This is a genomic window from Candidatus Zixiibacteriota bacterium (assembly GCA_040753495.1).
Lineage (GTDB): Bacteria > Zixibacteria > MSB-5A5 > GN15 > PGXB01 > DYGG01.
In genome coordinates this window covers 25778-48398 of the sequence record JBFMEF010000037.1, presented here as the reverse complement: position 1 = coordinate 48398, position 22621 = coordinate 25778, and the positions used below count along the sequence as shown (strand labels likewise).

General features: G+C 51.9%; 18 protein-coding genes. 9 read left to right on the top strand and 9 right to left on the bottom strand.

The window, feature by feature from the left end; all coding sequences use genetic code 11:
* Nucleotides 1–110: 110 nt before the first annotated feature.
* Nucleotides 111–908, bottom strand: a complete 798-nt coding sequence (locus AB1690_02130) for an RNA methyltransferase (protein MEW6014099.1) — start codon at nucleotides 906–908, stop codon at nucleotides 111–113.
* Nucleotides 909–1005: 97 nt separating this feature from the next.
* Between AB1690_02130 and AB1690_02125 the strand changes: the two genes are divergently transcribed.
* Nucleotides 1006–3585, top strand: coding sequence for a patatin-like phospholipase family protein (locus AB1690_02125; protein ID MEW6014098.1), 2580 nt, complete (start codon nucleotides 1006–1008; stop codon nucleotides 3583–3585).
* Between the two features lie 18 nt (nucleotides 3586–3603).
* Here AB1690_02125 and AB1690_02120 read toward each other — a convergent pair whose 3' ends face one another.
* Genes AB1690_02120 through AB1690_02110 form a run of 3 tightly spaced genes read right to left on the bottom strand, consistent with a single transcriptional unit; the run spans nucleotide 3604 to nucleotide 6964 of the window.
* Nucleotides 3604–5007 carry a pitrilysin family protein gene (locus AB1690_02120; GenBank protein ID MEW6014097.1) on the bottom strand — a complete coding sequence of 468 codons (1404 nt, stop codon included), beginning with the start codon at nucleotides 5005–5007 and terminating at the stop codon, nucleotides 3604–3606.
* Nucleotides 5004–6542: a pitrilysin family protein gene (locus AB1690_02115; GenBank protein ID MEW6014096.1), complete on the bottom strand. Its 1539-nt coding sequence runs from the start codon at nucleotides 6540–6542 to the stop codon at nucleotides 5004–5006. The genes AB1690_02120 and AB1690_02115 overlap by 4 nt, the downstream gene beginning before the upstream one ends.
* On the bottom strand, nucleotides 6539–6964 hold the full coding sequence (locus AB1690_02110; GenBank protein MEW6014095.1) for an arsenate reductase ArsC: 426 nt from the start codon (nucleotides 6962–6964) through the stop codon (nucleotides 6539–6541). The genes AB1690_02115 and AB1690_02110 overlap by 4 nt, the downstream gene beginning before the upstream one ends.
* A gap of 254 nt (nucleotides 6965–7218) precedes the next feature.
* Here AB1690_02110 and AB1690_02105 point away from each other — a divergent pair, with 254 nt between their 5' ends.
* The 8 genes from AB1690_02105 to AB1690_02070 all read left to right on the top strand — a co-directional run bounded on the left by AB1690_02105 (nucleotide 7219) and on the right by AB1690_02070 (nucleotide 14951).
* Complete coding sequence (locus AB1690_02105) at nucleotides 7219–8100, top strand: exosortase/archaeosortase family protein (protein ID MEW6014094.1); 882 nt, start codon at nucleotides 7219–7221, stop codon at nucleotides 8098–8100.
* 47 nt (nucleotides 8101–8147) lie between these two features.
* Nucleotides 8148–9020, top strand: coding sequence for a decaprenyl-phosphate phosphoribosyltransferase (locus AB1690_02100; GenBank protein ID MEW6014093.1), 873 nt, complete (start codon nucleotides 8148–8150; stop codon nucleotides 9018–9020).
* A gap of 7 nt (nucleotides 9021–9027) precedes the next feature.
* Nucleotides 9028–9981 (top strand): DUF362 domain-containing protein, encoded by a 954-nt coding sequence (locus AB1690_02095; protein ID MEW6014092.1) that lies wholly within the window; start codon nucleotides 9028–9030, stop codon nucleotides 9979–9981.
* Nucleotides 9981–11675, top strand: coding sequence for a 4Fe-4S binding protein (locus AB1690_02090; protein MEW6014091.1), 1695 nt, complete (start codon nucleotides 9981–9983; stop codon nucleotides 11673–11675). The genes AB1690_02095 and AB1690_02090 overlap by 1 nt, the downstream gene beginning before the upstream one ends.
* A complete protein-coding gene (locus AB1690_02085; GenBank protein ID MEW6014090.1) occupies nucleotides 11672–12574 on the top strand; it encodes a DUF6599 family protein in 903 nt (300 codons plus the stop codon). The genes AB1690_02090 and AB1690_02085 overlap by 4 nt, the downstream gene beginning before the upstream one ends.
* 66 nt (nucleotides 12575–12640) lie before the next feature.
* A complete protein-coding gene (locus AB1690_02080; GenBank protein MEW6014089.1) occupies nucleotides 12641–13396 on the top strand; it encodes a hypothetical protein in 756 nt (251 codons plus the stop codon).
* 46 nt (nucleotides 13397–13442) lie between these two features.
* Complete coding sequence (locus AB1690_02075; protein ID MEW6014088.1) at nucleotides 13443–14396, top strand: diacylglycerol kinase family protein; 954 nt, start codon at nucleotides 13443–13445, stop codon at nucleotides 14394–14396.
* A 6-nt stretch (nucleotides 14397–14402) separates the two neighbouring features.
* Nucleotides 14403–14951, top strand: coding sequence for a DUF5683 domain-containing protein (locus AB1690_02070; GenBank protein MEW6014087.1), 549 nt, complete (start codon nucleotides 14403–14405; stop codon nucleotides 14949–14951).
* A 63-nt stretch (nucleotides 14952–15014) separates the two neighbouring features.
* Here the strand turns inward: AB1690_02070 and AB1690_02065 are convergent, their stop codons facing one another.
* From AB1690_02065 to AB1690_02045, 5 genes are all read right to left on the bottom strand, one after another.
* Entirely contained in the window at nucleotides 15015–16463 is a 1449-nt protein-coding gene (locus AB1690_02065; GenBank protein ID MEW6014086.1) for an HD domain-containing phosphohydrolase, read from the bottom strand.
* Nucleotides 16460–17974, bottom strand: coding sequence for a HEAT repeat domain-containing protein (locus AB1690_02060; protein ID MEW6014085.1), 1515 nt, complete (start codon nucleotides 17972–17974; stop codon nucleotides 16460–16462). Before AB1690_02060 ends, AB1690_02065 begins: the two co-directional genes overlap by 4 nt.
* A complete protein-coding gene (locus AB1690_02055) occupies nucleotides 17974–18312 on the bottom strand; it encodes a hypothetical protein (protein MEW6014084.1) in 339 nt (112 codons plus the stop codon). The genes AB1690_02060 and AB1690_02055 overlap by 1 nt, the downstream gene beginning before the upstream one ends.
* A 155-nt stretch (nucleotides 18313–18467) precedes the next feature.
* Complete coding sequence (locus AB1690_02050) at nucleotides 18468–20237, bottom strand: KamA family radical SAM protein (protein MEW6014083.1); 1770 nt, start codon at nucleotides 20235–20237, stop codon at nucleotides 18468–18470.
* A 220-nt stretch (nucleotides 20238–20457) separates the two neighbouring features.
* Nucleotides 20458–22569, bottom strand: coding sequence for a prolyl oligopeptidase family serine peptidase (locus tag AB1690_02045; GenBank protein MEW6014082.1), 2112 nt, complete (start codon nucleotides 22567–22569; stop codon nucleotides 20458–20460).
* Between the last annotated feature and the right edge of the window lie 52 nt (nucleotides 22570–22621).

The following is a 22621-nucleotide window of genomic DNA, read 5'->3' as shown; positions in this document are numbered from 1 at the left end:
GGGCTGGTGGCAAATCGGCCGTCTTCCAGCAGTGCCACCTCATCACCCCTCGCCGACAGTAACGGAGTGAGGAGAAAAATCCAGGTCAATATAGTGCGCAGTCTTATCATCTACACCTGCCTGCCGGCGTCATATATCGCTTTCATGATAATCGACCCAGCGACAGCTGCATTCAATGATTCGATGGTGTCGCGATGCGGTATCCGCACCAGTTCATCGACCGCCGCCCGAACATAACCCGAAAGACCGGTCGCCTCCGAGCCGACCGCCAGAATCAAACGCCCTTGTCGAAATCGCTCCGCTTTTATCAGATTCAGATTCATTCCATTTATGTCGGCTGCCATCATCAGGACCGGCTCGCTTTCTTTTAGATGGTTCAAATTTTCCGGCTCTATTCTTATTATCGGCAGACCAAAGACCGCTCCTGATGATGCCCGTATCGTTTTGGGGCTGAATTGGTCAACCGTCCCCGGTCCTAAAAGAGCCAGGTCAAATCCGAAAGCCAGCGCCGAGCGGAGAAGTGTGCCGGCATTACCCGGGTCGGCGATACTGTCCAGAAGCAGCGCCCGGAAATATTTCCGGGTCAGGTACTGTTTAACCGAATGCTCAGGCTCATCAAAAAGGGCAATGAGCCCCTGCGGCGTTTCCGTGTCGGCAAGTTGGAACAGTTCCTTGCGGGAAATCGACTGCACCGGGACTCCGAACTCACGAAATCGCCCAATAAGGCTCTGTCCTCTCTCGTTCAGTTCCGCCGGTGAAAAAAATATAGTCGCCGGCAGGAAATTGTGCCGCAGGGATTCTTCCAGCAGACGAACCCCTTCGGCTAAAAACTGCCGATGCTGACGACGTCCCTTCTTAGTCAGAAGCGACCTGATCCGGCTTTTATCGCGCTCCGTTAAGATTGACAAATATCCTTGCTTTCCGGTGTCAAATTGCGATTATTTCATTAAACGAAACTCTGACGGTCATTAGCAAGTGAAAACTCTGGGCATAATCATTGGTTTGATGCTTGCGGTACAACCCTTATATGCCGCCGACTCTACTATTATTTATATCGGCTGGGATGGCTACCGATTTCAATCCCCCGATTCGGGACGGCAAATAGGGCTGGCGCTTTCAGGGGGCGGCGCCCGCGGTATTGCCCAGATCGGGGTGATTAAGGCGCTCGAAGAATCAGGGCTTAAGATTTCCGCTATTGCGGGAACGTCGATTGGAGGAATTATCGGCGGACTCTACGCCTCCGGCTATGATGCCGACAGCCTGAAAAAGATTTTCCTGAATATCAACTTTCCCAGTCTCTTTCGAGACCGTCCCTCGCGGACATCGCTATTGACCACACAGCGCTCCGAAAAAGAGCGATATCTGCTATCCATCCGTTTTGACGGTTTTGTGCCGCATATTCCTCAGGCGCTCACCGCCGGTCAAAGATTGACCGACCTTATTTCCAGTCTGACACTCCAGTCCAATTATATCTCCGGCACCGATTTCTCGCGAATGAGAGTCCCCTTTCGGGCGGTCACCACCGACATTGTCTCGGGAAAAGAGACCGTTATTGGCAAAGGCAACCTGGCCGACGCCATCCGCGCCACTATGGCGTTTCCTCTGGCTTTTACCGGCGTGGAAAAAGAGGATATGATTCTTATGGACGGCGGATTGGTCAATCCGATACCGGTGGATGTCGTGCGCGCTCTCGGAAGCAAGTTCGTAGTCGCAGTCAATACCACCAGCGACCTTCTTCCCAAAAACAAAATCAGAGACCCGATTGATATTGCCGACCAGGTTACCACAATCATGTCGCTGGATGAAAAAGAATCGGGACTCAAACAGGCCGATTGGGTCATTACTCCCGCCATCGCCGGCATATATTCGAGCGACTTTCAGTCTGCGGCGGAACTGATTGACAGCGGCTATCAGGCAGGCTGGCGCGCCGCCCCGGAAATAATTAAGCGGTTACAGCTGACCTGCGACCGCGACACGGTCTGCCTGGAATCGATAGTACAAACAGGTATGCCGGACTCGCTCTTCAGCGCCGTCTTTCCTCTCAAAGACGGGGCAATTGTACGACGAACCGATATCGCCGCCGCCCTCTCTGACCTGTACCGGTCGCAACTCCTTTTTTCTGTTAATGCGGTCGTCAGCGAAACCGGCTTCAAATTCGGCTCATATAACATTGTGAACCTCCGAATGCAGACCGTCCCGCGGCCGGCCGTTGACAGTCTCCAAATCATCTGCCGCGGCAATACCGTCTTTGACTCTTCCGTCATTGCGGCGCTTTTGACCGAGGGCAGAAAAACGGTCTCTTCGGAAGATATTGAGAATTTTGCTCGCACATTGGAATCGCTCTACCGCAAACGAGGCCATGACCTGGCGCATCTGCGCTCGGTCCGATTGGACCCGGAGCATAAGACCATCATCATCGATGTCGATGAAGGTTTAATAGAAAAGATCGAGGTCACGGGCCGGGAGCGGACCAAGAAATGGCTGGTCTCCGCCAATTTTCCGCTGCGGGAAGGGGAGCCGTTTCGCTCCACCCGGGCTTCCGCCGGAATTACCAATATCTATGCCACCGGGCTTTTTGAGCGGGTATCGATGTTTCTAACTCCAGGCGATTCCGGCGCTGTCGTTACTCTCAATGTGGCGGAGAAGAAGTACACCCAGGCGCGGTTCGGATGGCGCTGGGATGATGAATATCGCAGCGAGGAATTCGCCGAAGTTCTCGACGATAACCTCTTTGGAACCGGGCAGGAGATACTCCTGCATGCCCGTTATGCACCGCGCCGACAGCGGTACGAATTGTCGCTCAAAGCCGACCGCTTCTTCTCCACCTATCTGACCTACCGCGCCCGAGGATATTATGGTCTGCTGGAGCGCAAACTTTATGATGAACGGGGAAAATCGAGCCGCCGCGTCCTCGAAAAAAGATACGGATTCGAATTTCTGCTGGGACAGCAAATCGCCCGCCTGGGGACGGTCACCGGCGAAATAAAGTGGGAACAGGTTAAAAACAGATTCCGCCCCGGTGGGTCAGAAGAAGAAATCCGTCTGCGCGCGATTACCATCCGCTCTCTGGTGGAGACCTTCAACCGACGCTCCTTCCCGACCGCCGGGAAAAAACATCAGTTTTTCATTGAGTACGCCGCCGATATCCTCGGCGGCGAAACCGAATACACTAAAGTATTCAGTTCCCTCGAATCATACTTCCCGCTTTCGCGCCATCTCAACTTTCACCCCCGGTTCGCTGTCGGCTGGATGCAAACCGACTATAAAATACCCTTGTCGGAGAAATTCTACCTCGGCGGCGCTTACTCATTCATCGGGTTCAAGACCGATGAACTGGCCGGCGATAAAATGATTCTGGCTAATCTGGAGCTTCGCTATCGCCTCCCTTATCGGTTTTATATTACCGCCAAGTACGACCTGGGAGAAATCTATCGCTCCATTGACGATATCAAGCTGGACAATCTCCGCTACGGCTATGGCGCTTCGCTCGCTTTTGATTCCCCCATCGGACCGGTCGATTTCACCTACGGAAAAGCCAAAGACCGCACCGACCGCTACTATCTCAATATCGGTTTCAACTTCTAAGTCGCCGACTCGGTGGACTTACTTGATTTCCAGCGAGACCTCCGTCACCGGTCCGAAACTTTCGAGGGGCTTATCAAAAAGAGCCTTGTTGCCGGTGACAATTAGAGCGATTTTGGCGGTATCCAGATAGAGCGATGCCACCCGGTTGCAATCCTCAAGGGTAACCCCCTGATATGCTTCCAGGTCCTTTTTCAACTGGTCCGGAGGAAATCCGCTGAACTCCAGAAAGGCACGCGCGTTTACCATCTGCTCCGAGGTGGCATAGTTGAATATATAACTGTTTATGATAGATTCTTTCGCCATATTCATTTCGTCAAGGGTAATTCCGGAATCTTTTACCTTGCCGATAATGTCGAGCATCATCCTTATCGCCTGCGACATCGATTCCGCCTTGGTCTGGCAAAAGGCAAAGAAACTTCCCACCAGCGGTCTATTCAGAAGATAACTTCCGACCGAATATGCCAGCCCCGCGGTCGTTCGCACCTGCCCCGTCAGGCGGGAGGTAAAACCGCCGCCGCCGAGCGCAAAATTGAGCACCTCCAGCGCGAAACGGTCCGGATTCTTATTGTCGATGCCGAGATGACCGAGACGAATATGCGCCTGATTGATATCTTTCGAAGCGAAGTACACCCCCGGCTTATAGTTCATCGCCGCCCGCGGCAACGCCGATATCGTCATATTCCCCCGCTGCCATTGCCCGAAATACTTATGCAAAAGCGTCTTCAATTCTTCCGGCGACAAATCGCCCGAAATCGCCATTATGCAGTTGTCCGGATTGTAGTACTTTCGGTGCTGCTCTATGATACTCTCACGGCTAATTTCCCCGACCGTTTCCAGAGTCGGAAATCGGCCGTAAGGATGCCCCTCATAGACGGTCTGGTAGAAGATGCGACGGGTGATACCGCCCGGCTCATCGTTCTGACGACGAATGGCGTCCTGCCGATTCGACTTTTCCAGGGCAATCTTGGCTGTATCCATCAGCGGCCTTTGCAGTAAATCAGCAAGTACTTCAAAACCCAACTCGGCATCTTTCTTCAAGGCGCGCATATCGAGCATCAGGTAATCGTTGAGAGCGACACTGGATATTGACGCTCCGACAAAATCGAGCGCGGCATCAACCTCCTCCGGATTACGTTTTCCCGCCCCTCCGGTGCGAAGCACTGTCGCCGTTATCTCCGCCAGCCCGGCAAGGTCGGGCGGGTCATAGGCGCTTCCCCCTTTGAACAGCGCTTCGACAGTGATGACCGGCAGTTGATGGTCCTCGAGAAAATAGACAATTATGCCGTTGTCGGTTACAAATCGCGCCGGCTCCGGCGGCTCAAATTTGAGCGGGGGGAAACGCATATCGCGCGGGTTTTCCGCCGTGGCGCTTACGGCCAGCAGGACTGCTGAAACCAGATACAGAAATATAAGCCGTTTCATTTTCCCTCCCCGGATATCTTCGGAATCAAAGTCGCCACCGTACGATTCTCCTTGATAAGATATTTCTTTGCTGTTGCCATTATATCATCGGCCGTCACCTGCTTGAGTTTGTCTCGAAAACTAAGCAGATATTGCCAATCCTGCGCCTGCAAGTGAGTGGATGCCAGCCTTCCCGCCAGCCCGATATTGGACTGCAAGCCCCAGATAAAATCGGCGTCAATCCGGTTCTTTATCTTGGTCAGTTCTTTTTCGTCCACCGGAGTCGCGGCGAGTTTTTCCAACTCCTCGTAAACCCCTTTCTCCACTTCGGCGGTGCTGACCCCTTCTTTGGGGTAGGCGAATATCAGGAAAAGACCGGGGTCTTCGCTTCCCAGTTCTCCGCCGGGAAATTCCCCTACCGAGATATCAAGACAGGTCTGCTTGTCAAGCACCAGCGCCTTATATAGACGCGAAGTCCGCCCGTCTCCCAGCAACCGCTGAATAATCTGAAAAACCGGCTCCTCCGGCGAATCGAATGCCGTCTTATGGAAGGCGATATATAGCGCCGGCGAGGATTCATAGTTCACATCGATGCGCCTCTCACCGGTCTGAGGCGGCTCTTCGGTATAAATCGGTTCCGGCAGAGTCCCCCGCGGGATATCTCCAAAATACTTCTCCGCCAGTCTCTTTACCTCGGCCAGCTTGACATTGCCGACAATTGCCACCGTCATTTCTTGCGGGATATAGTACTTGCGGAAGAAATTCTCAAGATCCTGGCGGGTCAGATTGTTCACTTCCGACTGCCACTCCCAGAATATCTTGTAAGGATGCGCCATATATGCCGTTCCGATTACCTGCTCATACAGCTTCGTATCGGGATTGTTTTCCACCGAAAGTCGTCTCTCTTCGCTGACCACGGAGCGTTCCGTGAAGAACTCCCGGAAAGCCGGATTTTTTAGACGGTCTGATTCCATCGCAAACCAGAGCTCGAGGCGATTTGACGGCAGCGAAACATAATAATTGGTATGGTCATAGCCGGTGCTGGCGTTGAATTCCGCGGCGCCGTGACGAGTGTAAATCCCGTCAAATTCATTTTGTACTACATATTGCGAACTGGCTTCAGCCAGAGAATCAAGAATCATCTGCAGCGACTCTATATATTTTTCCTGCTCCGCGACTTTATCCGGATAGTTTATCTTCAGATACGGCAGCTGACGACGCGCTTCGTCTATTTTTGCCCAGACCGAATCTTCCTTTGCCATTAACACTTTTTCCGATTCATAATCGGTCGTGCCTATATTCTGAGAACCCTTGAACATCATATGCTCCAAAAGATGTGCCGTGCCGATATTGCCGTTTATCTCATGAGCCGAGCCGACTGAAACACAGATATATCCGGAAAAAACCGGAGCCGTAGGCCGTTCCACAACCAGAAAGGTCAATCCGTTGTCCAGACTGAATTGCTGCACCGGAATCTGCATTTCCGTCTGCGCCGCCGCTCCCGTTGCCATCAGCGCCCATGCCATCAACCAGTTGATAATCATCCGCTTCTTCATATCTCTCCTTTTTCAATTTTACTCAATAAATCAGCCACCCGCCGACCAATTTCATCCCGAATTCGGGCAAACTCCCGTCGCCGGTCTTCTTCCGAGGTATATAGTATGTCCGGATTCTCGATATCCCAGTGAAGGTCGGTCAGATGCGACGGCGCCCGCGGTTTCCGCTCCCGGGCGGAACCGCACAATGTGACCAGATAATCGGCCCACTCCATCAGGCTCGCTGAAAGCATGGTGGAGCAGTGCCCCGAAATATCTATCGCCACCTCTTTCATCGTTTCGATGGTCATCGGATGAATTCCCGTCGGGAATATCCCTGCCGAACGGACTTCAAACCTGCCGTTGGCATAATGCCGGGCAAAACCCTCCGCCATCTGGCTGCGACAGGAATTGCCGGTACAAACAAAGAGGATTTTCTTCATAAGTCGCTTCCCAGTAATACGTCACCCAAAGTAAAATGATGCATTATTCTGAATCATGCCGACAAAGTACTAAAGTCGCATCTTTATGTCATCATATATTGTCGCCCAATCATAACAAACGGTTGGCGGCGTTATCTGCCGGCGATAACGAAACAGGGGGTAAAATGAAATCGTTTTTCGCCGAAAAATAGATGAAAAAGCGCCACAAAAATATATTACTCTAATCTTTCTGTTTAAATTATATTCAGACAGTCATGGAAACAAAACCTCCGGGAAACATAAATAAGATTCTTCCGCTGGTTGCGGCCGCAGTCCTGCTTATTATTTATCTTCCCGTCATTATTGACCTGGTCAAAGACTGGGGAACCGACGGCAACTATTCCCATGGGTTTCTGATTCCGGTCATCTCCGGATATCTGCTCTGGAGAAAGCGTCAGGAACTGGCGGCGCTGGAGGTAACCTCCAACAGGCTCGGAATCTTTTTCATTCTTGTCGGCGTGTTTCTTTTTGTCGCGGGGAATGGCGCCTCCGAATATTTCACCGTCCGTTTCTCTCTGGTTGTGACCATTTTCGGAATGGCGCTCTATTTCTTCGGCAATAATATCATCCGCCGAACCTGGTTTGAGATTCTCTTTCTGGTTTTTATGATTCCGATTCCATATGTTCTTTATTATTCCGCAACCTTCCCAATGCAGCTTCTGGCAAGCAAGGTCACCGGCACCATTCTGAATCTAATCGGGATGCCGGCCATTCGTCAGGGGAATATGATTCATCTGCCCAATCAATCGCTGGAGGTTGCCGAAGCCTGCTCCGGGATGCGCTCCATGATGTCGCTCCTGGCTCTGGGAGCGATATATGCCTATATGACGCAGAAATCTCTTCTCGCCAAAATCATTCTCTTTGCTTCTACTATTCCGATCGCGGTCTGCGGCAATGTCTTCCGCGTCTTTGTCACCGGCATAATCGTTTATGTTTCCGATGCCAATGTCACCGCCGAGCCGCTTCACTCCATCATGGGGGCATCTGTTTTTATCGTCGCTTTTTTGCTCCTATTTCTTTTTGGGGTAATTCTCAAGCGAATATTTGAAGGGAAAACTGCCGCCGGCAATCCGCCTCCGCTCAACGCGGCCGGATAGAAACGGCTGCCGGACGCAGCCTGTAAGTGGCAAGGAATGGGCGTTACATGATTTCCGATATAATTAAGCTGATTCGCCCGTCGCACTGGGTCAAAAACGGTGTCGTACTCGCCGGTCTCATCTTCGCCGGCAAGGCGGAAACACCGCCGCTCTTGCAGAATGCCCTGCTGGCCTTTGTCGCTTTCTGTCTGCTCTCCTCCGCCGTCTATGTTTTTAATGACCTGGTTGACCGGAAACGAGACCAGATGCATCCCCTCAAGAAGAACCGTCCCATTGCCTCCGGCAAAGTCTCGTCGGCAACAGCCGTCATCGTTGCCGTTATTCTTGCCGGTGGTGGAGTCGCGCTCGCCCTTGTTATCAGTCAAGCATTCTTGACGGTCGCGCTGGCTTTCCTGACGCTCAATATTTTCTATACCGTTATCTTGAAGAATATAGTCATAATTGACGTCATGACCATCGCCGCCGGCTTTGTCCTGCGCGCCTATGGCGGGGTAGTTGCCATTCAGGTTGTCTTCTCCGAATGGCTCCTGATTACGACTTTTGTTTTGGCTCTTTTCCTCGGACTCGGCAAACGCCGCCATGAGTTGACCTTTCTGCAGGACAGCGCTGCTTCGCACCGCCAAATTCTTGAGAAATATTCCCCCTACCTCCTCGACCAGCTTATCGGTGTCGTTACCGCTTCCACCGTTGTCACTTATCTTTTCTATACTATGTCCCATGAAGTCCAGGACAAGCTGCATACCCCATACCTCTTTGTCACTATTCCCTTTGTAATTTATGGTATTTTCCGCTACCTCTACCTGGTGCATAAAGAAGCACAGGGCGGCTCTCCCACAACCATGCTTCTGACCGACCTGCCGCTATTAATTGACGTTCTTCTTTGGCTTGCCTCCGTTGTAATCATCCTGTATATTTTATAAGGTCAGTATGAAACGTCGCGAATTCTTGAAGAAGTCCGGGCAGGCGCTCACCTTTGCGGCGGCAACCGGTGCCGTCGGCGCCTTTTTCCACAACCGCGACCCTTTCAATTATCAACCTCATCTTTCCGAAACCGCCGAGTTCGGCATCTCCGCCGACTCAACTTATCCCGGATTAACTCTGGCGAAAGACAGCAATCATATTGCCGCTTTGAATAAAGCGCTTGATGCCATCGGGGGCATCAAGCGGTTTATCAAACCGGGGGAGAGGGTAACCATAAAACCGAATATCGGTTGGGACCGAACTCCGGAACAGGCGGCCGACACCAATCCACTTCTGGTCGGCGAAATGGTCCGCCTCTGCAAAGAGGCGGGAGCCTCCCGGGTTATCGTTACCGATATCACCTGCCATGACCCGCGGCGCTGTTTCCTCCGTTCCGGCATCAGGGAGAGCGCCGAGAAAGCGGGCGCCGAGGTTTTCTTGCCTGACGACAATGATATGCTCAATATTGACCTGCGGGGGAAGCTCTTGACCAATTGGCCCGTGCTCAAATATTTCATCGAAACCGACCGCCTGATAAATATGCCGATAGTGAAACATCACTCCCTCTCAGCCTGCACTATCGGGATGAAAAACCTCTATGGCGTTCTGGGCGGACGACGACATCAATTGCACCAGAGTATCGACCAGTCGATAGTCGATTTAACCGCCTTTTTCAAGCCGACCTTGACTGTGGTCGATGCCACTCGCGTCCTCTTGCGCAACGGTCCCACCGGCGGGTCGCTCGATGACGTTCTTATTGCCGATTCTGTAATTTGCTCCATTGACCCGGTCGCCGCCGATTCCCGCGGCGCTGAATTTATGTCGCTTACCGGAGAGAAAGTGGGGCATATTATTCTTGCCGAGACAAGCGGACTTGGCAAAATCGACTACCGTTCTATTGGTTATAAAGAAATTCTCTGATGACCATTGCGACCGTCAGAAATCTCCGCCGGGCATCGCAGGTAATCTTCTTTGTCATCTTCTTCTGGTTGATTCTCAAGACCAATTTCTCTGTCAATTTCAATCCTGCCGACCCCAATGAAATCCGGCTGCCGTACCCGGTCTCTATTGCTCTTGAGTTCGACCCTCTGACGGCGCTGGGAACTCTGCTGGCAAATGGCACTATTTATAAAGGCCTCCTCTGGTCGCTGGTCATCCTGATTCCCACCATTTTCATCGGTCGCTTCTTCTGCGGCTGGGTCTGCCCGCTGGGAACTCTTAACCACTGGATTTCGGAAATCCCCTCTGAAAGGATGAAAAGGAAAGGAAAGCAGAAAATTGATTCCAACCGCTACAAGAAATACCAGCGAATAAAATATTACATACTTTTCATTTTCCTTGCCGCCGCTTTGATGGGGACTCTGCAGGTCGGGTTGCTTGACCCGCTGCCGCTACTGGCGCGCTCTATCGGCACCGTGGTACTTCCGGTTATACATACCTCCGCCGATGGCATCACCGGCTGGGTCAAATCAATCGGTATTCCGCCGCTTTCAGCGGCCGCTCAATTCCTCTACGACCTCATTGCCCCCCTGCTTCTTACTTTCCGTAAAATGCACTTCCACACCATACTGACCATCGGCAGCCTCTTTATCGCTATCATCGTTCTCAATCGGATTTTCAGTCGCTTCTGGTGCCGCGGGATATGCCCCCTTGGAGCCATGCTGGGAGTTTTCTCGCGCTTCGCCATATTCGGTCTGGAGAAGAAAGAGTCAGCCTGCAATCATTGCAACGAGTGTCTGCTTCATTGTCAGGGAGCGGACAATCCTGATATCGGCTCAGTCTGGCGGCAGTCGGAGTGCCATCTTTGCCTTAACTGCCAGGGAGTCTGCCCTACCCAGGCGTTGTCATTCAGATTTTTCCCCTCGCAGGAGGTCTCCAAGTCCAATCCCGCCGGCACCGCCAAAATAGATATCTCCCGCCGGAAAGTGGTCGCTTCTCTCGCGGGCGGAGCCGCCCTCTATCCTCTCTTTCGCTCCGGTGATACTTTTGCCGCCAATGCCAGCCCCTATCTGATTCGTCCTCCCGGCTCAGTTTCTGAAAATGACTTTCTTGCCCGCTGTATCCGCTGCGGTCAATGTATGCGGGTCTGCCCCAATAATGCTCTTCATCCCACTTTCATGGAGTCGGGATTGGAAGGAATCTGGTCGCCTCTGCTTATTGCCCGCATCGGTTACTGCGAGCCCTCCTGCACCCTCTGCGGACAGGTCTGCCCTACCGGCGCCATTCTGGAATTGACTCTCAAGGATAAAGTAGGGGATAAGGAAACTCCTCCCAACCGGATCGGCACCGCCTTTATCGACCGGGGAAGATGCCTCCCCTGGGCGATGGCGCGCCCTTGCATCGTTTGCGAGGAATGGTGCCCAACCTCACCGAAGTCCATTTACCTTCGCGAGGAAACGGTGTATAATAGTCGCGGCGAAACCGTGACCGTAAAGCAACCGTATGTTGACCCGGAGCATTGCACCGGCTGCGGCGCCTGCGAGTATGCCTGCCCGGTCGAAGACAAAGCGGCAATTTATATTACTTCGGTCGGCGAATCCCGTTCGTCGGAAAACCAGATGTTGCTCAAAAAGAAAAACGATATTCCGCAGTACAATTTGCGAGGAAAGATATGAAAAAAGGATTAATGCTGATACTCTTCTTAATGACTCTAATTCCGGTGGCGTTCAATTGCTCCGGTGACAAATCTGATGACCCGGCAATCCGGGCCGCCAATTTCCTTCCCGATTCCATTCCCGCAACCGGATTGGTCACTACCGGCCAGCCCCGGATATATAAAGGAAATGCTCTCTGGGAGTATATCCCCGGCGGAGCCGAGCTATATCAGAGTTATAATTTCATTGAACTGGCATCAATGGAATATACCCGGGATACCTTTCATCTGGTCGCCGATATCTACCGCTTCAGCACCCCCACCGATGCCTATGGTATCTACTCTGTCCGCAGGCCGGAGAATCCGACCCTTGTTACTCTGGGAATAGAAGGGTATTCAACTCCGATGAAATTGACTTTCGTCAAGGGCGTCTATCTGGTGGACCTGATGGGATATAATGAATCGGAAATGACGACCGATGCCCTGGCGCAGGTTGCCCGGGCAATAAACGATACTCTTCCCGGCGCCACCAGTCGCCCCAACCCCTTCCTGCTTTTTCCGGTGCCCAATCGAATCGGATTGACCGACAAATATTACGCCGCCGATTTCCTCGGTCACAAATTCCTGCCGAAAGTTTACGCTCTTGACTTCTATCTGGAGCCGGATACCGCCACACTATTCCTGACCACCGATGAATCGGGCGAGAAATTTCTTCGCTGGTCGGAATATGCCAAAGCAATCGGGAGTTTCGAACCGGCGCCCGATTCAATACCGTACGACAGCGGACTCTCTTTTGTCATATATGATGACTTCTATGGTCGCGCCGCCGTCGGTTTGAGGCAGGGAAAGCTTATCGGGATGGTCGGTTACAGCCCGGCGCATGCCGAATTTCTGGCCTCCTGGGTCGGCTCCTTTCAATAAACCGCTTGCTTATTAGCGGTTATTTCGGTATTTACCGTCAGAAATAACAACTCCCAAGGAGGATAAATGCTTATCAGGCTTGCCTGTCTATTACTGCTTGCCTTTACCGCCGTCGCCGGTGATTTTCTGACTGCCTGGCCCGACGGCAAATCGGAGAAACTTTATTACGAAGTCACCACCTATGTGCCGGCGGAAATGAAAGCCTCAACTACTGTCGAAATCACCAAGTCCGGGGGTGACAACCCGGTTTTCAGTGTCAACCAGATTTTCGATATCCCGATGCAGCAGATTACTATCAATTCCCAGGAGAAATACAACGGCAATAGCCTTCGTTTCGCCTCCTCGGAAAACCTGCTGAAATTCCCGGAGCAAGCCAAAGCGCAACTTGGGACCGACACGGTTCGTCTCAGCGCCATTGCCCGGGGCGATTCCGTGGAAATTAGCTCCAATGTTCCCCGCTACGCTCCTCCCGGGAAAATCCCGATGAGCGACAATCTTACCACCGGCGTCGGCTCCATCCTTGCCGCCCGCGATTTCGATTTCAAACTCGGCGCCGTCAAAAAATATAGAGAAGTTGACCTGCTGACTTTCAACGGGATGCCTTTCAATGCCGTCGAAGATATCGACTCTGTCGCCGCCGAGCAGGAGATAACCGTCGCCGCCGGAACCTTCGCCTGCTATAAACTGGTAAGCAGCGACCCCAGCGCCATCGCCTATACTTACTTCAGCAAAGATGAAAGACATCTGCCGGTTCTTTTGGAAATCTATCGCGCCGCCGACACCATGAAAGTGGTCAGAATGGAACTGCAGAAATTCGAATAGGTTGAGCTATCCTGTGGACTGTATAGTCAGTCCCATGACGGAATAGATGAATTACCGACGGCACCAATATCAGCGTTTTCGACCCCCGAACCGGAGCACCCTTTATCTGGTGGTAAATAAAGCCGCTTCCGATTATCTCCCCAAAGAGATTGACAGCCTCATCGCCGAACTTAAGAGGGAGAGCCGGGAGTTTCATCTGATTGACGCCGATTCCCCGGCCGGGGCATCGACATTAATCCGTCAGGCGGTGAACCGTCATCCTGAAGGCATTATCGCCTGCGGCGGCGACGGCACCGTTAACCTGGTGGCGCAACATCTGGCCCGGCGTTCCCCCATTCTCGGAATCTTTCCGCTGGGGAAATTCAACAATATATACAGGTCGCTTTACGGTGAGCCGGACACCGGCCGGGCGATTAAACATTTTCTCTCCGGCCGAGCCCGCCGTATCGACCATGCCCTGGTTGATGGCAATCTTGTCCTCGGCTCGCTTGCTATTGGCTTGATTCCGGAACTCAATGAAATAATCGGGAAAAGGCGGATACCCCGGTTTGGTATCTCCTGGTCCCGCTACGCTTCCCAGGCGGCCGCGCGGGTGCAGCAAACACCTATCTCCATCAAGATGGATGCTTTCCAGTTCGACATTGCTCCCCGACTCCTTAATATCAACCTCCTGCCTTACACTCTCGGCTTGCCCATGACCGGCGCCTCTCTTGATGATGACGGGAAAGCGGAAGTCATCTTTGATGTCGGCGACGGCAAAGCGATTCTCTCCGGTTATATCAGAATGATTTTTAAGAAAAAATATATCTACTCCGATGAAATCAGAATCTATCGCGGCCACAAAATTCTGCTGACACCGCTGCGGGGGAAAAATCTCTATCTGGACGGGGATATATTCCCGATTAAGTCAGAGTCGCTCTCCATTGAAGTTTTCGAGAAGAAAATCAGGCTCTTTGACCTGGAGGCGCGGCCGGCAAAAGAGTCGGCAGTTGACGAGTGAAATGCTGTGCGGCCTCTGTTTCCGATATCGCTTCTTCTAATCGCTTTCCTGACTCCCGGATATCTCAAATCTCAGGATAAGCCGCAACCACCGGCCGACCGCGACCGCCAGAGCGGCGGGTACTATGTCAATATCCCGGTGGACAGCAGCCGGACTCAAAATCCAACCGTGGCGCTTTTCAAATCGATGTTTGTCCCCGGCTGGGGGCAGCTGGGAAACAAGAAATATATCAAAGCCGGAATCTTTATGGCGCTGGAAGGCTCTCTGGTCGTTACCCTGATTCATTACTCTCAGAAAACCTCGGATGCCCGGGAGAAATTTGATGCCGCTGCCAACACAACGGTCAAAGAATACTATTTCAACAAATTCCTGGAAGCCAAAAACGAGCGCAATCGCTTTTCCTGGTATCTCGGCACCACCATCTTTCTTTCCATGTTCGATGCCTACGTTGATGCCCATCTGGCAAAATTTCCGCAATACGAGAAAAGAATTTCATTTGACCTGGCGCCCCATCCCGACGGCGGCATAGCCGCCAATCTGCAATTGAATTTTTAAGAATCGGATACTGAAGGCGCGAAAAGTGGAACGCCCATGCCGCGCTGGAATTTAATGGCGGCGTCACTTGTCGGAGAGAAGTATATTCTTGATATCTATATTGTACTTCTTTGGGTCAATAATCCGGATTATCTTCCGCTCGGCATTCTCCACCAGCATCAGGTTCACCGTCATATACTCTGAATGTGGTCCTTTGCGGTCTCCAACTATCTTGACAATCGGACGCGCCAGATTCTCGGGATTGTTCTGCACCACCACCGCCAGTTCATCGGTCGAAAGAAGTATCAAAGTTCCGGCCGGATAGATGCCGATAATGCTGACGAACATTTTGAGCAGGAAGGCGTCGAACTTGATATTCATCTGGTACATCATCTTGCGAAGAACTTCATCAGGCGGAATCGCCTTTTTCATATAGACTCGTCCCGAGGTAAGGGCGTCAAACGTGTCCACCAGAGCGATGATTTTGGAGAAGAGGTTGGTCGGCCGGCGGGCGGTCAGCGCCGGATAGCCGGTGAAATCTTCATTAATATGATGCTCAAATGCCACCAGCGCCGCCCGGGCAACATTTCTCTCAAACTTCAGGTTTCTCAGAATCGTCTTGGCGCCCAGAATCGGATGTCGCTGCATCTGCGCCCAGTCGTTTTCATCGAAGGCATCCGGTTTTCGAATCAGGTCGCCCGGCAATTTGATTTTGCCGATATCATGAAACAGCGCCGCAAAGCCGAGGTCGGAGAGCCGCTGACGGTCCATTCCCAGTCGTATCCCCATCGTCAAGGCGTAAACGCAAACATTAGTGGAGTGTGCGAATGTATATTCGTCAAAATCCCGAATCGATGTCAGCTCTATCAGGGATGATTCATCTTCGGCTATCTGGTCGATTAAGGAATGCACCACCCGGCGGGCTTTGCTCAGGTCAACTTCTTTGTCTTCAGCCGCCTGCGCCATGACATCCTCAACCACGGAAATAGCCCTGAAAAACGTGGCGCGGGCGGCGCGCCGCAAGAGCGACCGCTTCTCCGCCGTCAGAAGCGGCTGGGGTGTCTTCTGCTCCATTCCAAAAAGCGTAATTCCCTCGATACCCAGCTCCCGCAGCCTCTCCGCAATCCGGTTATGGTCGCGCTCGGTCATCTTTATCGTTGCCACCAGATGCACGAATTTGTCTATCTGACGGTTGTCCAGAGAATCATCAAAGGCGACTCCCCCAATCCCGAGACTTTGCCAGACATCGCTGACAATTCTGGCCCGCACCAGTCCGTCACTGTCGAATTTGACCAGCTTATCACAGACAAAAATCCTGTTGTCGCTTATTTTTATCGATACCCGTCCTCTCTCATCAGCCATCCGGCGAAAAGAGAGATAGAACTTTGCTGATTGCGTTTGAAAGGTGGCATTATTGGTGTCAACATATTGGGCGGTTTTCAGCAGAACAAAAAAGGCGTTGACCAGCGCCAGTTCTTCCGGACCGGCCAGTTCGAGACGTTCCTTCTCCGAAACTACGGGAGTGGTTGTCATAGTTTGCCTCCGTATTTGACCTGACGTCTATTCACCAGCGCTTCTTTCGCCAGGTACCGCACCCGCTTATTCCAGGAATGACTGTATCCCAAAAGGATTTTTTCCGCCTTCTCGGAGCTGTTGTATCCCAGCGCCTTGAACGCCAGCTGCATGTAATACTGCTTGGACTGGTTTGATGCCAGTCCCCAGCGGGGAATCAACGTGGCAAGATACGACACCGCATTTTCCCCTCCCAATTGTGAGAATATTATAAAGAGATTCTCCTGCACTTCCTCAGGAAGACTGCTGAAACGGTCATCATTTATCATGCTGGTGACCGCATCGAGCGCTTCCTCCCCGCGGGCGATAACCGCCTCCAGCGCCTCTTGGGCGACCACTGCGTCTTTATCCCAGACCATCTTCAAGAGCAGCCCTATCGCTTTTCGGTGGGAATGGCGCGCCAGCCCTCTTATCACTTCCTGGCGCACTCGTTTCTCTTCATGATTAATCGCTTTTTCCAGATAGGAAAACGCCCGGTCGCTTCCGATTCCCGCCATAATGGAGACGGTGTTTCGCACCACAAACCAGCGTCGGTCAAATATTCCGCGCGAAATCAGGTCGATATGCTCGGCGCCGGTCCGTGTCAAATAATTGCAGAGCGCTTCACGATGCGGGCGATGCTCCAGTTCTCCCAGCAGGTCGGTGACCGCCGCGAGAACCTCCCACCCGAACAGGTTCAGATAGTTTTCTACTTCCTCTAAAGCAATTTCGGGCGCGTGGTTTAAAGCGGCCGCCAGGCCGCCCAATGATTCTTTGCTTGCCGCCAGCGCCAGCGCCCGCTTGACCCGCTCCTGTCTGCGAAGGTCGGACGTATTTTCCGTCATCTCTTTGAAATAATTCAGAAGCTCACCGGCCGCCTTCAGATTCCCCAGTTGCAGAAACTCCGACTGCAATTTTTCCACTATGGTCACCGCTTCACTGAATTCCTGGAATTCTGTCTCCTGACAATTTATCTCTTTAATCAATTCAATGGTGGAGCCAAATTCGTCAAACTCTCCGTCGCGCTGAAGCATCTCATTGATTTTCTCCCGCTCCGATTCTCCCAGTGCAAAGGCGTCGTTCAGAATCAGGGCGGTGTCGGGAAGGGAGCTTTTCTTCGCCGCCGGCAAAGGAGAAAGCCCCATTTTCTTCTCCGCCAGCATATCGGTGAGGGCAAAACCGCCCGCTTTTTTCCGCCCGGTTGCGACCGCTGTCGGTCCGCCATCCGATAACCCCTCTGCAGAAAGCGGCACATCCCCGGAATCATCCGGAAGAAAAATCTTGCCGTAAATTACCTTGCCCGATTCATCATCGGCGGCGCCGCGAACATAAGTTTCCTCCCCTTCCATAGAAGTTTGTACCAGCATCCCGCCGTCATATTCCCGCAGAATGACATCTTCAACCGTGGCGTAATCAAACCCGGGGATATTCTCCTGCCAGAAGAGGGTTACCAGGTCGCCGGCGCCTTTTTCCCGGTTGATATAGGCTTTCATCACCCGGAAGAAGCGGTTGCTTTCGTCGTATCCAAAAGGGGGGAGAAGGAGATTTCGGTTATCCCGGAATTATGAAAAATGGCAGCGAGAGAATCTTCAGCGGAACTATCTTTATAAACCACCTGGTTGCCGTACCTGATTTCCCCTTGCTGAATGAAGAAATGTAGACCTTGATTGTCTTTTATCAGGTCCGAGAACCGCTCGCTGAACGATTCTTTGAGCTTGGTGGGAATCGGGTTGTTTTCCGGATAGACCGAGACGACCCTGACTATCTTGGTCAAATCCAACAGGATACGAGAAATCTCTTGAATCAGTTCTTCTGAATAATTTTCCTGCATAACAATAACCCGGTGGCACTGCTTGTACCATTAGATTATCGGCAGATTTGAGGCGAAATTTTATCGGACTTTCTTCAGAAAGAATGGCGTATTTTGTTGAAAGTTATCAGATTAGGTTTCAGAACCGAAGCGGCATCATCGGCGACAGGACATGGTCAATAATAGTACCAGATCGTCTCGTACTCCTCGATATCCTCTCCTGTCTCCTTTAGACGTTCCAGATAGGAAAATATGGAGGCGTCAATACCGACGTAATTTTTCCTTTCCGCCAGATTCCTATCCCAGGGATGAAATTCATAAACCCGGGAGCCGTCTGGCAGAATCGAAACCAGGTCGCGATGCTGCCTTGCGCGCAGATAATTTTTCCCCAGTCCCGGAACATTATAAACCGGCTCATCGGTCCGGCTCAAGCCTGGCAGAAGACGGGCTTCTTCGTTCACCTCCTGAAGCAGCCGCGCTATCGGCACGATATACTGACGAGTTTCACTCTTCCCTTTGGCGTTGAAAAGATAATAAGGTTCCACTCCAATATTGCGGAGCAGCCTTCTCAGAAGCGCCGTTTCAAACCGCCGGGAATTGTAAAATGTGAATACCTGCTGATTATAGACCGGTATTCCGGCATTGCGCAAGATATTTACCGCTGTCGCCAGTTCCGGCGTTATCTCATAGGGGTGTTCAATATGGGTCACCAGCGAAATCGTGCGCTTCAAAGGAAAGATATATTTCCTGAGCATAGCCACCAGTTGCGGGGTGATACGCATCGGCATGGTCACGGGAGTACGCGAGCCGATACGAATATGCTCAATCGAGTCAATTTCCGACACCTGCTTGAGAATTGCCTCGATTGTCCGGTCGTTTAACGCCAGCGGGTCGCCTCCGGTTATCAGAACTTCATTTATTGCCGGATGCGCCTTAATCCATCGTAGCGCCCGCTTTATTTTCTGTGATGGCGCCAGCGAACCGGGCGCCATGGCTGTCTCAATCTCCCAATTCCGCTGGCAGTAAACGCATATCTGCGGACAGGTATTGTACGGTTTCAATATCACAATGGAAGGATACCGCCGTGTCACTAAATCTACCGGCGACGTATCCTGCTCCAGCATAAAATCAAAGGCGCACTCTCTTTTTCCCCGGTTTGCCCCCATTATCTCGACATAATCCGATGGCGGAAAGACCTGCGCGCGAATGGCGTGGTCATATCCTTGATGATCCATCAGCGATAGGTAATAAGGAGTTACTCCAAAGGGAAGACGAGCCCTTAAAGCCGCTGCGATATTCGCCTCTTCTTCTTCACTCAGCGGAACCAGCTTTCGGAGAAGACTAATGTCCCTGACAACTTTTTTCACCTGCCAGCGCCAGTCATACCATTCCTTCAGCGTTCCCCCCAGAACCGCGCGAATCTTGTCTCTCCTGTTGTTGCGTATCTCAATTGTGGATTCCTCCAGCCCATGACGGTATCGCGCCATGAAAGCCCCTACCTTCATCCAGACCCGGTCAAGTTCGCGTGAACGGGCGATGGCGGCGCGGCGGCCGGTTAGCTTCTGACGGCGGACAAAATCTGATGGCGCCAGTCCCGGGCCGCGTCCCTGCATCCCCTGCACCATATGAATCAACTCGGCATAAAATCCGGGCCCCAGGTCGGGCCGTGGCTTGCCATTGCTGATGTCCATAAGCGCCCGCGTGACACTGAAACCGGCCATGCGGTCTGACTGAATCCTCAGTATGGAGCGCATCGCCCGGGCGCAGTCGCGAACCCGAACGATATTATTTATTGTTGGAAGATGTCTCTCGTCAAAAACATCGAACTGATATCGAGTAACCCGGCCAAAAAGCCGCTCGCGCACAACCTCCAGGCTGCTCGACGAGCCGGCAAGCGCCATCAATTCCTCTGCTTCTCGAAGCAATCTATCTCGACTGTAATCCATATTCCTCCATCTCTTGCCCCCGAAGCCGGAATCCAAAATTCGCTCCTCTAATTTTTATAATATATATTAATCCCGATTAGGCAAGCAGAATCGAATGCAACGATTCTATATCTCTACCCCCGCGATTTCTGGCTGACCATATGAAATTCGGGAACAATGAAAATCCCCTCAGTCTCCTGTTAATGTCGGAGATTGAGGGGACATTTTCCTCTTTGGCTGCTTAATTGAATAGCATCCGCACGAGGTAAGAATACTCCAGCGCATGCCGTTTCGCCCGTTGAATATTATCCGCCGAGGCGCCATGTCCCCCTTCGGTCTCTTCATAGAAATAGACCTGATTACCGAGCTCCTCCATTCGCGCCGCCATCTTCCGGGCATGTCCCGGATGAACCCGGTCGTCCAATGTCGATGTTACGAATAGCGCTTGCGGATACTTCACTCCCGGTTTAAGGTTTTGATACGGTGAATATCTCTCGATAAAGGCTCTCTGCTCCGGTATTGCCGGGTCGCCGTACTCTCCCACCCAGGACGCTCCCGCTCCCAGTTTCGTATACCTAATCATATCCAGTAGCGGGACCTGGCAGACGATCGCATTGAATAACTCCGGTCTTTGCGTGAAGACCGCTCCAACCAGCAATCCCCCGTTGCTCCCGCCCATTATCCCCAGATTTCTCGGCGATGTGATTTTTCGGGCTATCAAGTCTTCCGCCACGGCGATGAAGTCATCGAACGATTTCTGCCTGTTCTCCAATAATGCCGCCTTGTGCCATTTCGGGCCGAATTCACCGCCCCCTCTGATGTTTGCCAGCGCAAATACCCCGCCCTTTTCAAGCCAGAATTTGCCTTGCATTCTTGAATAGTAAGGCGTTTGGGAGCTCCGGAAGCCACCGTAGCCGTAAAGAAGAGTTGGATTCTGGGAATTGAGGCTTAAGTCTTTCTTCGAGACCAGAAAGTATGGTATTATCGTCCCATCTTTGCTCTTCGCTTCATACTGAGCCACCTGCATATTCGCCGCGTCAAACCAATCTGGCAGCGATTTTATCTCTTCCGGATTCGACTCCGGATCCTGCAATAGATACAGCTTTGTTGGCGAGAGGAAATCCTCATAAGTGACCAATACGATATTGGTGAAATTATTGGTCGACTGAACCCCTATCGACCCGGCCTCGGGAAGTCTCACCTCCCCCTTTCTCCACTGTCTTTCACCGGTCACGGGTAATTTGAAATAGAGGAGTTTCCCTTTCACATTATTCAATATTGAGACTAACAGGTAATCCTCGCTCGTCGAGACTCCCTTGATAGTGCTTATCTCATCCGGTGCATAAATTAGCTCAATCCTCGATTGCATGTCTTCTGCACTCAAGTCGCTTGTTTTCAAGGCGATCAGGGACCCTTCCTGAAATCCCAGCCAATCGGAAAACAGTCTAACTATCATATACCCCTTGAAGAATGTCTCGATTTCGGCGTCATCTGGTATCGGGATTTCAGTCTTCTCCATCTTCTCATCGACCAGCCATCGCTTCGATTCCCAGAAAGAAACATTGCGGCTGACATACATGACATTCCCTTCCGGTCGATGCACGACATAAGCCGAAGCGCTAACATCGGTCTCTTCCCCTTCCAGTAAAGTCACCGCCTCTGGCAGAGTCGTCCCTCTCTTCCAGAGTTTGACAATCCTGGGATACCCTGATTCGGTCAGAGATCCCGGACCGAAATCGGTGTCGATAATAAGCGTGTTGCTGTCAAGCCAGAGTGCGCCGCTCTTGGCAACCGGAAGATAGAAACCATCCTTCACGAAACTCCTGGTGCTGTAATCTAACTCGCGAATCTGAACCGCATCCCGCCCGCCGTCAGAAAGCATCACCAGACACCTGTCGTATGCCGGCGGCACGCTGTACGAGCCGGCGTACACCCAGCTTTTCCCTTCGTCTTGATTCAATTTGTCGATGTCGAGAAGCGTTTCCCACTCCGGTTCTGTCTTCTTATACTCCACCAGCGTCGTCCGCCTCAATATTCCTCGCACATGTTCTTCGTCCTGCCAGAAATTGTAGATATATCCTCCACGGTAGGAGCCGTATGGTATCCGGTCGTCGGCATTGAGAATCTTGAGCGCTTCTTTCTGGAAACTTAGGAAATTGGTGTCATTCTGGAACGCCTGCATGGTCGCCTCATCATGGCTCTTCACCCAATCCAGCGCCTTATCCCCTTGTACTTCTTCCAGCCAGAGGTAAGGGTCATCTGTTGTTGTTACATTCTCCTGCGCCCGTAGACATGATGGGCATACCAGAAGCATCAGAAAGATAATTGCTTGGAATTGACGGAGAAATTTCATTGTGTCCTCATTTTAAGGTTGTGATTTCAACCACTGTCAGCCGAGCAGGTAA

Bases quoted from the DNA above. Each gene is read 5' to 3' on its own strand.
- AB1690_02050 (MEW6014083.1), bottom strand. From the start codon at position 20,237: ATGGATTACAGTCGAGATAGATTGCTTCGAGAAGCAGAGGAATTGATG.
- AB1690_02080 (MEW6014089.1), top strand. From the start codon at position 12,641: ATGCTTATCAGGCTTGCCTGTCTATTACTGCTTGCCTTTACCGCCGTC.
- AB1690_02120 (MEW6014097.1), bottom strand. From the start codon at position 5,007: ATGAAACGGCTTATATTTCTGTATCTGGTTTCAGCAGTCCTGCTGGCC.
- AB1690_02095 (MEW6014092.1), top strand. From the start codon at position 9,028: ATGAAACGTCGCGAATTCTTGAAGAAGTCCGGGCAGGCGCTCACCTTT.
- AB1690_02065 (MEW6014086.1), bottom strand. From the start codon at position 16,463: ATGACAACCACTCCCGTAGTTTCGGAGAAGGAACGTCTCGAACTGGCC.
- AB1690_02105 (MEW6014094.1), top strand. From the start codon at position 7,219: ATGGAAACAAAACCTCCGGGAAACATAAATAAGATTCTTCCGCTGGTT.
- AB1690_02085 (MEW6014090.1), top strand. From the start codon at position 11,672: ATGAAAAAAGGATTAATGCTGATACTCTTCTTAATGACTCTAATTCCG.
- AB1690_02075 (MEW6014088.1), top strand. From the start codon at position 13,443: ATGAATTACCGACGGCACCAATATCAGCGTTTTCGACCCCCGAACCGG.
- AB1690_02090 (MEW6014091.1), top strand. From the start codon at position 9,981: ATGACCATTGCGACCGTCAGAAATCTCCGCCGGGCATCGCAGGTAATC.
- AB1690_02110 (MEW6014095.1), bottom strand. From the start codon at position 6,964: ATGAAGAAAATCCTCTTTGTTTGTACCGGCAATTCCTGTCGCAGCCAG.
- AB1690_02060 (MEW6014085.1), bottom strand. From the start codon at position 17,974: ATGAAAGCCTATATCAACCGGGAAAAAGGCGCCGGCGACCTGGTAACC.
- AB1690_02125 (MEW6014098.1), top strand. From the start codon at position 1,006: ATGCTTGCGGTACAACCCTTATATGCCGCCGACTCTACTATTATTTAT.
- AB1690_02115 (MEW6014096.1), bottom strand. From the start codon at position 6,542: ATGAAGAAGCGGATGATTATCAACTGGTTGATGGCATGGGCGCTGATG.
- AB1690_02045 (MEW6014082.1), bottom strand. From the start codon at position 22,569: ATGAAATTTCTCCGTCAATTCCAAGCAATTATCTTTCTGATGCTTCTG.
- AB1690_02100 (MEW6014093.1), top strand. From the start codon at position 8,148: ATGATTTCCGATATAATTAAGCTGATTCGCCCGTCGCACTGGGTCAAA.
- AB1690_02055 (MEW6014084.1), bottom strand. From the start codon at position 18,312: ATGCAGGAAAATTATTCAGAAGAACTGATTCAAGAGATTTCTCGTATC.